General features: G+C 69.7%; 15 protein-coding genes. 13 read left to right on the top strand and 2 right to left on the bottom strand.

The annotated features are described in order from the left end of the window. Window positions 1-87: 87 nt before the first annotated feature. The 8 genes from map (at window position 88) to truA (ending at window position 5,835) form a co-directional block, all read left to right on the top strand. Window positions 88-924, top strand: coding sequence for a type I methionyl aminopeptidase (gene map, locus ACFU5O_RS10250; protein ID WP_384238618.1), 837 nt, complete (start codon window positions 88-90; stop codon window positions 922-924). A gap of 170 nt (window positions 925-1,094) precedes the next feature. After that, entirely contained in the window at window positions 1,095-1,316 is a 222-nt protein-coding gene (infA, locus tag ACFU5O_RS10245; protein ID WP_003956442.1) for a translation initiation factor IF-1, read from the top strand. A 59-nt stretch (window positions 1,317-1,375) separates the two neighbouring features. Continuing rightward, the gene (gene rpmJ, locus ACFU5O_RS10240; RefSeq protein WP_003956441.1) at window positions 1,376-1,489 is read left to right on the top strand and encodes a 50S ribosomal protein L36; all 114 of its coding nucleotides are present in this window, start codon (window positions 1,376-1,378) and stop codon (window positions 1,487-1,489) included. Window positions 1,490-1,688: 199 nt separating this feature from the next. Beyond that, window positions 1,689-2,069 carry a 30S ribosomal protein S13 gene (gene rpsM, locus ACFU5O_RS10235; protein ID WP_004946638.1) on the top strand — a complete coding sequence of 127 codons (381 nt, stop codon included), beginning with the start codon at window positions 1,689-1,691 and terminating at the stop codon, window positions 2,067-2,069. Window positions 2,070-2,133: 64 nt separating this feature from the next. Continuing rightward, window positions 2,134-2,538, top strand: a complete 405-nt coding sequence (rpsK, locus tag ACFU5O_RS10230; protein WP_003948617.1) for a 30S ribosomal protein S11 — start codon at window positions 2,134-2,136, stop codon at window positions 2,536-2,538. A 152-nt stretch (window positions 2,539-2,690) separates the two neighbouring features. Continuing rightward, window positions 2,691-3,713: a DNA-directed RNA polymerase subunit alpha gene (locus tag ACFU5O_RS10225; RefSeq protein ID WP_003956430.1), complete on the top strand. Its 1,023-nt coding sequence runs from the start codon at window positions 2,691-2,693 to the stop codon at window positions 3,711-3,713. A gap of 651 nt (window positions 3,714-4,364) precedes the next feature. Continuing rightward, on the top strand, window positions 4,365-4,856 hold the full coding sequence (gene rplQ / locus ACFU5O_RS10220) for a 50S ribosomal protein L17 (RefSeq protein WP_384238616.1): 492 nt from the start codon (window positions 4,365-4,367) through the stop codon (window positions 4,854-4,856). Window positions 4,857-4,938: 82 nt separating this feature from the next. Next, a complete protein-coding gene (gene truA / locus ACFU5O_RS10215) occupies window positions 4,939-5,835 on the top strand; it encodes a tRNA pseudouridine(38-40) synthase TruA (protein WP_384238614.1) in 897 nt (298 codons plus the stop codon). Here truA and ACFU5O_RS10210 read toward each other — a convergent pair. Then, on the bottom strand, window positions 5,803-6,705 hold the full coding sequence (locus tag ACFU5O_RS10210; protein ID WP_384238612.1) for a hypothetical protein: 903 nt from the start codon (window positions 6,703-6,705) through the stop codon (window positions 5,803-5,805). The two genes, truA and ACFU5O_RS10210, sit on opposite strands and share 33 nt — an antisense overlap. 56 nt (window positions 6,706-6,761) lie before the next feature. Here ACFU5O_RS10210 and ACFU5O_RS10205 point away from each other — a divergent pair, with 56 nt between their 5' ends. The 5 genes from ACFU5O_RS10205 to ACFU5O_RS10185 all read left to right on the top strand — a co-directional run bounded on the left by ACFU5O_RS10205 (window position 6,762) and on the right by ACFU5O_RS10185 (window position 13,429). Beyond that, window positions 6,762-8,381: an ABC-F family ATP-binding cassette domain-containing protein gene (locus ACFU5O_RS10205; RefSeq protein WP_384238611.1), complete on the top strand. Its 1,620-nt coding sequence runs from the start codon at window positions 6,762-6,764 to the stop codon at window positions 8,379-8,381. Window positions 8,382-9,408: 1,027 nt separating this feature from the next. After that, window positions 9,409-9,852 (top strand): 50S ribosomal protein L13, encoded by a 444-nt coding sequence (gene rplM / locus ACFU5O_RS10200; protein ID WP_384238609.1) that lies wholly within the window; start codon window positions 9,409-9,411, stop codon window positions 9,850-9,852. Window positions 9,853-9,893: 41 nt separating this feature from the next. Then, window positions 9,894-10,412, top strand: coding sequence for a 30S ribosomal protein S9 (gene rpsI / locus ACFU5O_RS10195; RefSeq protein ID WP_384238607.1), 519 nt, complete (start codon window positions 9,894-9,896; stop codon window positions 10,410-10,412). Between the two features lie 176 nt (window positions 10,413-10,588). Beyond that, entirely contained in the window at window positions 10,589-11,947 is a 1,359-nt protein-coding gene (gene glmM / locus ACFU5O_RS10190; protein WP_384238605.1) for a phosphoglucosamine mutase, read from the top strand. A gap of 84 nt (window positions 11,948-12,031) precedes the next feature. Then, on the top strand, window positions 12,032-13,429 hold the full coding sequence (locus ACFU5O_RS10185; RefSeq protein ID WP_384238603.1) for an alpha/beta hydrolase family protein: 1,398 nt from the start codon (window positions 12,032-12,034) through the stop codon (window positions 13,427-13,429). Here ACFU5O_RS10185 and ACFU5O_RS10180 read toward each other — a convergent pair. Further along, window positions 13,418-14,365, bottom strand: coding sequence for a DUF389 domain-containing protein (locus tag ACFU5O_RS10180; RefSeq protein ID WP_384238601.1), 948 nt, complete (start codon window positions 14,363-14,365; stop codon window positions 13,418-13,420). The two genes, ACFU5O_RS10185 and ACFU5O_RS10180, sit on opposite strands and share 12 nt — an antisense overlap. Between the last annotated feature and the right edge of the window lie 2 nt (window positions 14,366-14,367).

Genomic DNA, 14,367 nt, shown 5'->3' with positions numbered 1-14,367 from the left:
ACGGCCGCGGTGTCCACGGGACACCGCGGCCGTATCGTTGATTTGATTACCCACGACCACTCTCCGACCCGGAAGGCGCCGTCCCTCATGGTGCAGATCAAGACTCCCGAGCAGATCGCGAAGATGCGCGAGGCGGGACTGGTCGTCGCCGCCATCCATGCGGCGACCCGTGAGGCAGCGGTTCCCGGCGCGACCACCAGGGATCTGGACGAGGTCGCCCGCAAGGTGATCGCGGACCACGGTGCCAAGTCGAACTTCCTGGGGTACGGCGGATTCCCCGCCACCATCTGCACCTCGGTGAACGAGGTCGTCGTCCACGGCATCCCGGACGAGAAGACCGTCCTCAAGAACGGCGACGTCATCTCCATCGACGCCGGCGCGATCGTCGACGGCTGGCACGGCGACGCGGCGTACACGGCGTTCGTGGGCGACGGTCACGCGCCGGAGCTGATCGAGCTCTCCCGGGTGACCGAGGAGTCCATGTGGGCCGGGATCGCGGCGATGAAGAACGGCAACCGGCTGGTCGACATCTCCCGCGCCGTCGAGACGTACATCCGCCGCCAGCCGAAGCCGGGCGGCGGCCGGTACGGAATCATCGAGGAGTACGGCGGCCACGGCATCGGCACCGAGATGCACATGGACCCCCACCTGCTGAACTACGTCTCGCGCAAGCGTGGCAAGGGCCCGAAGCTGGTCCCCGGCTTCTGTCTGGCCATCGAGCCGATGGTCTCGCTGGGCACCCCGCACACCGAGGTCCTGTCGGACGACTGGACCGTGATCACCACGGACGGCACGTGGTCGTCCCACTGGGAGCACTCGGTGGCGCTGACGGAGGAGGGTCCGCTCGTCCTCACCGCCGTCGACGGCGGCCGGGCGAAGCTCGCGGAGCTGGGTGTCACGGCGGCCCCGGACCCCCTGGCCTGAGGCCCGGACCGATCCGGACCTTTCGCTTAACGATCTCCTGCGATGGGCAAACTCCCTGGATTCGTCTTTTCCAGGGGCCTGACGTAGACTGATGCGTCGGCTCTCGTGTACCCGTATGTCCGCATGCGGCGACGAGAGTCGATCAAGGTAGCCGATTCGAAGGGCGAAGCGTGGCCAAGAAGCAAGGTGCCATCGAAATCGAGGGCACCGTGATCGAGTCCCTCCCGAACGCCATGTTCAAGGTGGAACTCCAGAACGGTCACAAGGTCCTCGCGCACATCTCCGGCAAGATGCGGATGCACTACATCCGTATCCTTCCGGACGACCGGGTCGTCGTGGAGCTTTCCCCGTACGACCTGACGCGTGGCCGGATCGTCTACCGGTACAAGTAGATCTTGCCCTCACCCCCTCCCGTGGGGTGCTGGCACTGACCCGGAGAACCTCACATCCCATGAAGGTCAAGCCGAGCGTCAAGAAGATCTGCGACAAGTGCAAGGTGATCCGCCGTCACGGCCGGGTCATGGTCATCTGCGACAACCTGCGCCACAAGCAGCGCCAGGGCTGACGTACGACCTCCTGCACCTCGCAGTTACTTCGCGCGACGCAAGCAGTACATGTAGATACGCAGAGCCCGTCCAGCCCGACCAGGGTCGGCGGCACCTCCGGCGGGGGCCGGGGACCCGGACGTACCACCTCTCCTTCAGGAGGGTCGGCGGCCGGGAGTGGTTCTGCGGAAGACCCCCGAACACCACAGGAGCCATTGAATGGCACGCGTTTCCGGTGTTGACATCCCGCGCGACAAGCGTGTGGAGGTCGCACTCACCTACGTCTTCGGTATCGGCCGCACCCAGTCGAAGGCGACTCTCGCCGCGACCGGTGTGAACCCGAACACCCGCGTTCGTGACCTGGCCGAAGAGGACCTGGTCAAGATCCGCGAGTACGTGGACGCCAACCTCAAGACCGAGGGTGACCTCCGTCGCGAGATCCAGGCCGACATCCGCCGCAAGGTCGAGATCGGTTGCTACCAGGGTCTGCGTCACCGCCGCGGTCTGCCGGTCCACGGCCAGCGCACCAGCACGAACGCTCGTACCCGCAAGGGCCCGCGTCGCGCCATCGCCGGTAAGAAGAAGCCGGGCAAGAAGTAGTCCTCAGCAGGACGCTCATCAGCGGTCTTCGCTGTAGGACCGACCACCTCCACGGGAGAAATACATGCCCCCCAAGGGACGCCAGGGCGCTGCCAAGAAGGTGCGCCGCAAGGAAAAGAAGAACGTTGCGCACGGCCACGCGCACATCAAGAGCACGTTCAACAACACGATCGTGTCCATCACGGACCCGACCGGCAACGTGATCTCCTGGGCCTCCGCCGGCCACGTCGGCTTCAAGGGCTCGCGCAAGTCCACCCCCTTCGCCGCGCAGATGGCCGCCGAGTCGGCCGCCCGCCGCGCGCAGGAGCACGGCATGCGCAAGGTCGACGTCTTCGTCAAGGGTCCGGGCTCCGGCCGTGAGACCGCGATCCGCTCCCTCCAGGCCACCGGCCTCGAGGTCGGCTCGATCCAGGACGTCACCCCCACGCCGCACAACGGCTGCCGTCCCCCCAAGCGTCGTCGCGTCTGACGTCCGCTTGACCTGAGTGTCCGGGCGGTACGGCTCCTCTGGGTCGTGCCGCCCGTACCCTTGCAGTACGCAGTACTTTGGAATATCGGGCTACTACTGCCCGGTGAGTCGGGCGTCAAATAGCGGGCGCCCACGACTGAAGGATCACAGACATGCTGATCGCTCAGCGCCCTTCGCTGACCGAAGAGGTTGTCGACGAGTACCGCTCCCGGTTCGTCATCGAGCCGCTGGAGCCGGGCTTCGGCTACACCCTCGGCAACTCGCTCCGTCGTACGCTCCTGTCCTCGATTCCGGGTGCGGCGGTCACGTCCATCCGTATCGACGGTGTCCTGCACGAGTTCACCACCGTGCCGGGCGTCAAGGAGGACGTCACCGACCTCATCCTGAACATCAAGCAGCTGGTCGTCTCCTCGGAGCACGACGAGCCGGTCGTGATGTACCTGCGCAAGCAGGGTCCGGGTCTGGTCACCGCCGCCGACATCGCCCCGCCGGCCGGTGTCGAGGTGCACAACCCCGACCTCGTCCTCGCCACGCTGAACGGCAAGGGCAAGCTGGAGATGGAGCTGACCGTCGAGCGCGGTCGCGGCTACGTCTCCGCCGTGCAGAACAAGCAGGTGGGCCAGGAGATCGGCCGTATCCCGGTCGACTCCATCTACTCGCCGGTGCTCAAGGTCACGTACAAGGTCGAGGCGACCCGTGTCGAGCAGCGCACCGACTTCGACAAGCTGATCGTCGACGTCGAGACCAAGCAGGCCATGCGTCCGCGCGACGCCATGGCGTCGGCCGGTAAGACCCTGGTCGAGCTGTTCGGCCTGGCGCGCGAGCTCAACATCGACGCCGAGGGCATCGACATGGGCCCGTCCCCGACGGACGCCGCCCTGGCCGCCGATCTCGCGCTGCCGATCGAGGAGCTCGAGCTCACGGTCCGCTCGTACAACTGCCTCAAGCGTGAGGGCATCCACTCCGTGGGTGAGCTCGTCGCCCGCTCCGAGGCCGACCTGCTCGACATCCGCAACTTCGGTGCGAAGTCGATCGACGAGGTCAAGGCGAAGCTGGCCGGTATGGGCCTGGCTCTCAAGGACAGCCCGCCCGGATTCGACCCGACCGCCGCCGCGGACGCCTTCGGCGCCGACGACGACGCGGACGCCGGTTTCGTCGAGACCGAGCAGTACTAGTCGCCTCCGGCGGGGTCACGGGGATGGTGGTGCCCTGCACCACCGGCCCCGGCTCCGCCGGACCGACAACCCCTCCGGCCTTCGGGCCGGGGGACCCCTCGGGGCTTCCCCCTGGCCCGGTTCCGGCCGGATGCACATGGGGCCTCGCCCCGGCCTCCGGGCCGTAGGGCTTCCGGGGGCGGTTGTTCCGGGAAGCACAGGGGCTCCGCCCCGGCGGTACCGGCTGGTGCGGGTGACCTGGGGACGCGTTCCCCTGACCCGGCTCGCACCGGGCAGCAGGACATGGGGCTCTGCCCCGAGGACCTCGCGACCGGCCCGGGCCTCGGCCCACGGCCGTGATGCGGGACCACCGGGGTTTCGCCCCGGTTCTCGGCTTCGGCCGGGGATGCAGGACCAGCGGGGCTTCGGCCTCCGACCCGGTTCCGGTCGGGACGTACGGGTCCGGAGCCGGTGCTTCGGTTCCCCGGGCTCCTGCCCGGATCCCCGGCCCACGGCCGGGACGCATGGCCCCGGCTCCGCCCGGGTACCGGGCCCAGCCCGGAAGACAGGACTTCCCCCGGGCCCCCGGGGGGTGCGCGAGGGGCGTATGCCGCTCGCACAGGCTGACACCGGTACCTGATACGGCCGGTGCAGATCATGAGGAGAAACACCATGCCGAAGCCCGCCAAGGGTGCCCGTCTGGGCGGCAGCGCCGCGCACGAGAAGCTGCTTCTCGCGAACCTCGCGAAGTCGCTGTTCGAGCACGGCCGCATCACCACGACCGAGGCCAAGGCCCGCCGCCTGCGTCCGGTCGCCGAGCGTCTGATCACGAAGGCGAAGAAGGGCGACATCCACAACCGTCGCCTGGTGCTGCAGACGATCACGGACAAGGGCATCGTCCACACGCTCTTCACCGAGATCGCTCCGCGCTACGCCGAGCGTCCGGGTGGCTACACCCGGATCACCAAGATCGGCAACCGTCGTGGTGACAACGCCCCGATGGCCGTGATCGAGCTCGTCGAGGGCGAGATCGCGAAGAAGGCGACCGTCGCCGAGGCCGAGGCCGCCGCCAAGCGTGCGGTCAAGGAGTCCGATGAGGCCAAGGCCGCTGAGGCCGAGGTCGTCGAGGACGCCAAGCCGGCTGACGAGGCCAAGGACGCCTGAGCGTTCTGACGGCTGACGGACGGGCCCGTTCCCCTCGTGGGGGCGGGCCCGTTCCGATGAAAGCCTGAAAGGGATGTGAGACGTGAGCGATGACGTGAAGCCCGGCTTCGTACGGGTGCGGCTCGACCTGTCCTACGACGGCAAGGACTTCTCCGGCTGGGCCAGGCAGACCCGTGGGCAGCGCACCGTACAGGGCGAGATCGAGGACGCGATCCGTACGGTGACCCGGTCGGCGGAGACGTACGAACTGACGGTCGCCGGGCGGACGGACGCCGGGGTGCACGCGCGCGGACAGGTCGCCCATGTCGATCTGCCGCAGGACGTCTGGGACGAGCACCGCGAGAAGCTGCTCCGGCGCCTTGCGGGGCGGCTGGCCCATGACGTCCGTGTGTGGAAGGCCGAGGAGGCGCCTGCGGGGTTCAACGCCCGCTTCTCCGCGATCTGGCGGCGGTACGCCTATCGCGTCACCGACCACCCCGCCGGTGTCGACCCGCTGCTGCGCGGCCATGTGCTGTGGCACGACTGGCCGTTGGACGTCGGCCTCATGAACGCCGCTGCCGAGCGGCTGCTCGGGGAGCACGACTTCGCCGCGTACTGCAAGAAGCGCGAGGGCGCCACGACCATCCGGACGCTGCAGGAGCTGCGTTGGGAGCGCGGTGCGGACGGGATCCTCACCGCGACCGTGAAGGCCGACGCCTTCTGCCACAACATGGTGCGCTCGCTGGTCGGCGCGATGCTGTTCGTCGGGGACGGGCACCGGCCGGCGGACTGGCCGGGCAAGGTGCTGGCAGCGGGCGTACGCGACTCGGCCGTGCACGTCGTACGGCCGCACGGGCTCACGCTGGAGGAAGTCGGCTATCCGGCCGACGCGTTGCTGGCCGCCAGAAACCTGGAGGCCCGCAACAGGAGGTCGTTGCCGGGTGCGGTGTCCGGGACCGCGGCCGGCTCACTGTCCGTCGGGAGCGGCGGCTGCTGCTGACGCCTGGCGCTCACCGCGCGTCACGATCTGGCGGAAGGTGAACTCCGCCAGGTCGTCGCCGGGCCGGAAGGCCTTGGTGTCGCCCTTGGTGACGGACTTTCCGTTGAGATAGCCGGTCGCGGTGAAGTAGGCGTACCGGCCGTAGGAGTTGCCCACGAAGCGGCAGACCGGGCCGCCCTTGCAGAAGCCCTTCACGCCCGAACCCGCGAGCGGGGCGATGTTCCTGGCCGAGCGCTTGACCGCCTCCTTGGCCTGGGCCTCCGTCGGGAAGACCGCGACACCTATGGTGACGGCCACGCCGTCCTTGGTGTACGTGGCGCGGATGACCTGGTCGCAGCCGTTCGCCGTGAGGGCCGCGCCGAGCGAACCCTGGGTGGCGGTGGCGCAATTGGTGGTGCGTGCCGTCGGGCCCTTGGCGTAGACGCGGTCGCCCATCGTGAGCTTCTTGCCAGGGAAGAGGGTGTCCGCGCCGAGGGGCGCCTTGTCCTTCTCCGCGCTGGAGATGAACTCCTTGGGGTTCGGCGGAGGCGCCGGCGCGACCGATGAGAACGAGGGCTGCGGCCGGCCCGTCTCGTTCGGCAGGTCGGGGGCCGTGGGCAGCTCACTGGCGTCGCCTGTGGCCACGGAGTCACCCTTGTCCGTCGAGACGACGGCCGTGGCCACGATCGCGGCTATCGCCGCCGTCGCGAGCGCACCGCCACCGAGCAGCAGCCACTTCCGGCGCCGGGTGCGGGTGGCCGAGGCATCGGCGAGCGCGGCCCAGTCGGGCGTCTGCGACTGCCGACTCTCCTGTCGGTACGGCGACTCGTACTCGTACTCGTCGTACTGCCGTTGCGGCTCCTGCGGCCACCGGGGTCCCCCAAAGCTCATGCCGCGCATCCTAAACCTGTTGGGCATGAGCGTGTCGGGCGGTGAGAATGCTCGCCATGGGACATCTCGAGGCCGCGCATCTGGAGTACTACCTGCCGGACGGGCGGCCGCTGCTGGGCGACGTCTCCTTCCGGGTGGGGGAGGGGGCGGTGGTCGCCCTCGTGGGAGCCAACGGTGCGGGCAAGACCACGCTGCTCCGGCTGCTCTCCGGAGAGCTCAAGCCGCACGGCGGGACCGTGTCGGCGAGCGGCGGGCTCGGGGTGATGCAGCAGTTCGTGGGCTCGGTACGGGACGAACGCACGGTCCGGGATCTGCTGGTCTCGGTCGCCCAGCCGCGGATCCGCGAGGCGGCACGGGCGGTCGACGAGGCCGAGCACCTGATCATGACGGTGGACGACGAGGCCGCCCAGATGCGGTACGCGCAGGCGCTGAGCGACTGGGCAGAGGTGCAGGGCTACGAGGCCGAGACCACCTGGGACATGTGCACCATGGCCGCGCTGGGGGTGTCGTACGACAAGGCGCAGTGGCGGCTCGTACGCACGCTGTCGGGCGGCGAGCAGAAGCGGCTGGTCCTGGAGGCACTGCTGCGCGGGCCCGACGAGGTGCTGCTGCTGGACGAGCCGGACAACTATTTGGACGTGCCAGGGAAGCGCTGGCTGGAGGAACGGCTGGGGGAGACCCGCAAGACGGTGCTCTTCGTGTCCCACGACCGGGAGCTGCTGGCCCGGGCCGCGCAGAAGATCGTGGCCGTCGAGCAGGGTCCGGCGGGCAGCGACGTCTGGGTGCACGGCGAGGGCTTCGGCACGTTCCACGAGGCGCGGCGTGAGCGGTTCGCGCGGTTCGAGGAGCTGAAGCGGCGCTGGGAGGAGAAGCACGCGCAGCTGAAGAAGCTGGTGATCAATCTGAGGCAGGCGGCTTCTGTCAGCCATGAGATGGCGTCGCGGTACGCGGCGGCGCAGACGCGCCTCAGGAAGTTCGAGGAGGCGGGCCCGCCGCCGGAACCGCCGCGCGAGCAGGACATCCGGATGCGGTTGCGGGGCGGGCGCACCGGGGTACGGGCCGTGACCTGCGCGGGGCTGGAGCTGTCCGGGCTGATGAAGCCGTTCGACCTGGAGATCTTCTACGGGGAGCGGGTGGCCGTGCTCGGGTCGAACGGCTCCGGCAAGTCCCACTTCCTGCGGCTGCTCGCCGGGGAGGACGTGGCGCACGAGGGTGAGTGGAAACTGGGTGCGCGGGTCGTGCCCGGCCATTTCGCCCAGACCCACGCCCATCCGGAGCTGCTGGGGCGCAGCCTCGTCGACATCCTGTGGACGGAGCACGCCAAGGACCGGGGCGCGGCGATGAGCGCCCTGCGGAGGTACGAGCTGGAGCGCCAGGGCGACCAGACCTTCGACCGGCTCTCCGGCGGCCAGCAGGCGCGCTTCCAGATCCTGCTGCTGGAGCTGCGCGGGACCACGGCGCTGCTGCTGGACGAGCCGACGGACAACCTGGACCTGGAGTCGGCGGAGGCGCTGCAGGAGGGGCTGGAGGCGTACGAGGGGACGGTCCTGGCGGTGACGCACGACCGCTGGTTCGCGAGGTCCTTCGACCGCTATCTGGTCTTCGGTACGGACGGCCGCGTCCGCGAGACGACGGAGCCGGTGTGGGACGAGCGCCGCGTGGAGCGGGCGCGGTAGCCGCACGGCGCGTCCCGGGCCCACGGGCCGGGTCGCGGGACGCTCGTCCCCGGACGGGGCAGCACTCCTCGCCCCGGTACCGAGGCCTGAGCCGGATCGCGGCCGCGCCCGCCGTCACTCCCCGCCCCGGCTCGAGGCCGGTGCCCGGGCCCGCCGGGCCGGACACGACAGTGTCGCCTGGGCCGGACCGGGGGATGCCGGGACGGTCCGCGGCTGCCGGTACTCCTGGCCCTGGGGCAGCGGCCTTGAGCGGCGCGCGGACCGGATCGCGGTCCTCACCTCCTGCAGCGCAGAGCTGTCTGCGTGGGCACGCGTTCCCGACCTTGGCCCGAGGCCTGGGCCGGATCGCGGCGGGACGGCGGTGCGGTCCGCCCGCCGTCACTCCCCGCCCCGGCCCGAGGCCGCCGCCCGGGCACGCCGGGCCGGACACGACCGTGTCCGAGCGGCGCGCCCGGGCCGGGTCGCGGGACGCTCGTCCCCGGACGGGGCAGCACTCCTGCCTTGGTGCTGAGGCCTGAGCCCGGAGCGAGGCCGCGCCTGCCTGCCCTCCCCGTCCGGGGCCGAGGCCTGAGCGGTGCGAGGAGGATGGCGGTCCTCATGCGCGGCGCCGGGACCGAGAGCCAGGGGCGCCTGCGTGGTCGGGTCGCAGCTGAGCCGCTCCGGTGGGCGTTCTGGGCGTTCCGGGCGTCCGGGGGTGCTTGGGTGGACCGTACGAGGGACACCGCGGGACCTCGTCCCGCGCGCCGCGGGGGCCGGGTCCACGGTCGGCCGCGCCCCGGGCGTTTTGACCCGTGCGGGGGAGCGCGGGTATTCTGCTGGTTCGTTATGCGTATTGGCTTGCTCTATCTCACGTGAGGGGCCCTTACGCCGGTCCACCGGGCCGATGACCAGCGGCATGCACTCGGGTTGCGTCCCCGATGTGCTGCCAGGGCTGTCGTGATCGTCCGGGTGGCCTTGTCAGGACCCCGTCCTCTGTGCCCTCACGGGCCGGAGGATCCCCATCACTGAAGAAGCGAAGGCTACGACCGTGCGTACGTACAGCCCCAAGCCCGGCGATGTGACGCGCCAGTGGCACGTCATTGACGCCCAGGACGTCGTCCTGGGTCGTCTGGCCACCACCGCTGCCACCCTCCTCCGGGGCAAGCACAAGCCGATCTACGCGCCGCACGTTGACACTGGTGACTTCGTCATCATCATCAACGCCGACAAGGTGCACCTGTCCGGCAACAAGCGGACCCAGAAGATGGCGTACCGCCACTCCGGCTACCCGGGTGGTCTGCGTTCCGTCCGCTACGACGAGCTCCTTGAGAAGAACCCCGAGAAGGCCGTCGAGAAGGCCGTCAAGGGCATGCTCCCGAAGAACTCCCTCGGCCGTCAGATGCTCTCGAAGCTGAAGGTCTACGCGGGCGAGAACCACCCGCACGCTGCCCAGCAGCCGGTTCCGTTCGAGATCACCCAGGTCGCGCAGTAAGTCCGGCCACCCCCTAAGACGAAAAGAATCTGAGGAGCATCGTGGCCGAGACCACCGCTGAGACCCCCGTCGAGGGCGAAGAGACCTACGCCGAGGTCACCACCTTCGAGTCGGACGCGCCCGTTGAGGGCGAGTACACGTCCGAGTCCCTCGCGTCCCGTTTCGGCGACCCGCAGCCGGCTGCCGGCCTGGGTCGTCGCAAGAACGCCATCGCCCGCGTCCGGATCGTTCCGGGCACCGGCAAGTGGAAGATCAACGGTCGCACCCTTGAGGAGTACTTCCCCAACAAGGTGCACCAGCAGGAAGTCAACGAGCCCTTCAAGGTGCTCGAGCTCGACAACCGCTACGACGTCATCGCCCGCATCTCGGGTGGCGGCGTCTCCGGCCAGGCCGGCGCCCTGCGCCTCGGTGTGGCCCGCGCGCTGAACGAGGCGGACGTGGAGAACAACCGCGGTCCGCTGAAGAAGGCAGGCTTCCTCAGCCGCGACGACCGTGCGGTCGAGCGCAAGAAGGCCGGTCTGAAGAAGGCCCGTAAGGCCCCGCAGTACAGCAAGCGCTAAATCGCCTGCTGGCCTGTACGGCATACGTTCGCCCCGGCGGCACTCAGTGCCGCCGGGGCGTTCCGTTTATCGGACTCGGGGTGACCCCCCGGGGTGACACAACTCGATGCCTCGGGCGTATAACGACAAGAACAGCGCAGAGGCTCGCACTCTCGGAGCATTTTCGGAGGACACCAGTGGGACGACTCTTCGGCACGGACGGCGTGCGCGGTGTCGCCAACGCGGATCTGACGGCGGAGCTCGCGCTCGGCCTGTCGGTCGCGGCGGCGCACGTTCTCGCCGAGGCGGGCACGTTTGAGGGCCATCGGCCGACGGCGGTGGTCGGGCGTGATCCCCGCGCGTCCGGGGAGTTCCTGGAGGCCGCCGTCGTGGCGGGTCTCGCGAGCGCAGGCGTGGACGTCCTGCGCGTCGGTGTGCTGCCCACCCCCGCGGTGGCGTACCTCACCGGCGCGCTGGGTGCCGACCTCGGCGTGATGCTGTCCGCGAGCCACAACGCCATGCCCGACAACGGCATCAAGTTCTTCGCGCGCGGCGGCCACAAGCTCGCCGACGAGCTCGAGGACCGTATCGAGGGCGTGTACGAGGAGCACCGCACAGGTGCCCCCTGGGACCGGCCGACGGGCGCCGGAGTCGGCCGCGTGCGTGACTACGACGAGGGCTTCGACAAGTACGTCGCCCACCTCATCGCCGTCCTGCCGAACCGGCTCGACGGGCTGAAGGTCGTCCTGGACGAGGCGCACGGCGCGGCGGCCCGCGTCTCGCCGGAGGCGTTCGCCCGGGCGGGCGCGGATGTCGTGACGATCGGCGCCGAGCCGGACGGGCTCAACATCAACGACAAGTGCGGGTCCACGCACCTGGGCCTGCTGAAGGCCGCGGTCGTGGAGCACGGCGCGGACTTCGGTATCGCCCACGACGGTGACGCCGACCGCTGCCTCGCCGTGGACGGGCAGGGCAACGAGGTCGACGGCGACCAGATCCTGGCCGTGCTGACCCTGGCGATGCGCGAGGCGGGCACACTGCGCGGGGACACCGTCGTGGCGACCGTCATGTCGAACCTCGGCTTCAAGCTGGCGATGGAGCGCGAGGGCGTGAAGCTCGTGCAGACCGCGGTCGGCGACCGGTACGTCCTGGAGTCGATGAAGGCCGAGGGATACGCGCTGGGCGGCGAGCAGTCCGGCCACGTCATCGTGCTCGACCACGCGACGACCGGCGACGGAACCCTGACCGGTCTGATGCTGGCGGCGCGGGTCGCGGCGACGGGCCGCTCGCTGGCAGAGCTGGCCGGTGTGATGGAGCGCCTGCCCCAGATCCTGATCAACGTCCCGGACGTGGACAAGTCGCGTGTCGCCTCCTCCGCGGACCTGTCGGCGGCGGTGGCCGACGCGGAGCGCGAGCTCGGCTCCACCGGCCGGGTCCTGCTGCGCCCCTCCGGCACCGAGCCCCTGGTGCGGGTGATGGTCGAGGCCGCTGACATCGAGCAGGCCCGCTCGGTCGCGGAGCGGCTCGCCGACGCGGTGAAGTCGGCTTTGGGCTGACGGGGATCCCGCGCAGCGCCGTTCGGGGGAACGGCGGGTGTCGCGGAAGGGGGCCCGGACGCGCGGCTCGTACGTTCGGCCGGTATGACGTACGTATACGCAGACCGCGCATCCGGCCCCACCCGGCGTGGAGCCCTCGCCGGGCTCGTCGGTGGGGCCGGCGCCCTGATGGCCGCCGGCTGCACCCCGTCGGGTGCGTCACCCGCGCAGGCCCCCACCACGGCGTCGGCCCCGGCGGGCGGCCCCACACCCGGGGTGATGACGCTGTTCAAGGACCCGGGGTACAACTTCAGCGCTCTCCTCGCGCTGGGTGGGGCCGGCCAGCGCTCCGCCGAGGTCGGCGAGGTGCTCACCGCCGTGAACACGATCAACAGAGCCGGTCTTTCCGCGCAGACGTATGTCGAGACCTTCAGGAAACTCGGCGATCAGCTGACCAAGGCGCCCGAGGGCAGCAAGCCCGATCAGGAGACCAGGCGTTTCCGTGCCCTGCGGGCCGCTCAGTACTACGGTCAGGCGCTGTTCTTCGTCCTCGGCTCCGACGACCCCGGCAGCGAGGAGCAGCTGTACAAGGCGGGTCGAGGCGCCTGGGACACGTTCTGCGAGCTGTGCGACCCGGCACCGGTGAAGGCGAACGTCCCGTACGGCAAGACCCCTCTTCCGGTCTGGTTCTTCCGGCCGGACGAGTCCGAGCAGCGCCGTCCCACCGTGATCCTCACCAACGGCAGCGACGGTCAGAACGTCGACATGTGGACGTACGGCGTCCAGGCCGCTCTCGACCGCGGCTGGAACGCCCTTGTGTACGACGGGCCCGGCCAGGGGCAGCTTCTCTTCGTGGACCAGGTGGTCTTCACGCCGACCTGGGAGAAGGTCGTCACCCCGCTCGTCGACTGGCTGGTCGCCCGCTCGGACGTGGACCCCGGGAAGATCGGCCTGACCGGACTGAGCATGGCCGGCAACCTGGCGCCCCGCGCCGCGGCCTTCGAGCAGCGGATCGCCGCCCTGGTGGCGATGCCCGGCTGCGTGGACCCCTGGCTGGGCTTTCCCGCGGAGATCCGGGAGATCCTCACCCCGGACAAGGAGGAGACGAACAACATCTGGAACAAGGAGGTCGTCCCCGAACTGCCTCCGGACGCTGCCGCCACCTTGAAGAAGCGCTTCGAGCCCTTCTCCGTCCCGGCGATGCTCGCTGCCCGCGAGGGCAGGATGTTCACCGACTTCTACACGCCCGCCAAGCGCATCGAGGCGCTGGCGATCAAGGATGTCGTGGGGCGTATCAAGATGCCCACGCTGGTCCTCGACTACGACTACGAGCAGTTCTATCCCGGCCAGCCGCGCCAGATGTTCGACAAGCTGACCGCTCCCAAGGACTACGTGAAGCTCACCACCGCAGAAGGCGCGCAGCTGCACTGTTCCCCGATGGCTCCGCAACTGCACTGCGAGGTCGTCTTCGACTGGCTGGACGGGACGCTGTCAGGCGGCTGACCTCCTCGCCGTCCGCCTCCGGTGGCTCGTCCACAGCCACTTCTGGACGAGCAGCGTGAGTGTCCCGGCGAGGATGATGCCCAGCAGGTTGAGCAGCAGTTGCTCGCTGGAGCCCAGGGCCTGGCTGTACTCGCCGTAGCTGAAGGCCACTGCCGCGTTGGCGGCGGCGGGGACCGTCGTCACCGAGATGGCCACGCCGACGAGTGCGCCCGATTTGGCCGAGGTCAGTGACAGCGTTCCTGCCGCGCCGGCGAGGACGGCGACCACGAACGAGAACGCGTCCGGGTGGTAGATGAAAGCCGTGTTGGGCCGCTCTGCCGCCAGCATCTGGCGTTCGAAAAGACCGATGCCGGTCATGAAGTAGCTGAAGAGCACGGTGATCAGCATGGCCATCGCGAAACCGGCGACCAGCGCCACGAGCGAGCGCCAGGCAAGTCTCGGCAGGCGCTGCACCACCGCGGTGCTGAACCCGGCGAGCGGGCCGAACTCGGGGCCGACCGCCATCGCGCCCACGATGAGGATCGCGTTGTCGAGCACCACACCGCAGGCGGCGATCATCGTCGCCAGGGTCAGGAACGCGATGTAGGTGACGGAGAGCGTCGACTCCTCGTGGGTCGCGTCGGTCAGCTGCTCCCACAGCACCGCGTCCGCGCCCTCGCCCGGGGCTTCGTCCTCCGCCTTGTCCGCACGCCTGGACAGGGACAGATCGATGCTCTCGACGGCGATGGAGCCTTTTGCGTCGAGGCCCAGGGCCCGCAGGCGCCCGATCAGTTCGTCCCCGGCCTCGCGCGCCGCGTCGCACAGGACCAGATCACCCGGGGGGTTGCGGGCGGCCCCGGAAAGGACGGCGAGGTGGGTCGTGCCAACGGTCTTCTCGATCGTGTCGACGACCTGCTCGGTGAGGTCGGACGGCACGATCAGACGCAGGTGCAGCAACG

The sequence above is a fragment of the Streptomyces sp. NPDC057445 genome, from assembly GCF_042802855.1.
Classification (GTDB): Bacteria; Actinomycetota; Actinomycetes; order Streptomycetales; family Streptomycetaceae; genus Streptomyces.
Note: the sequence above shows the minus strand (reverse complement) of the source record. Positions and strands in the feature narration are given on the sequence as shown.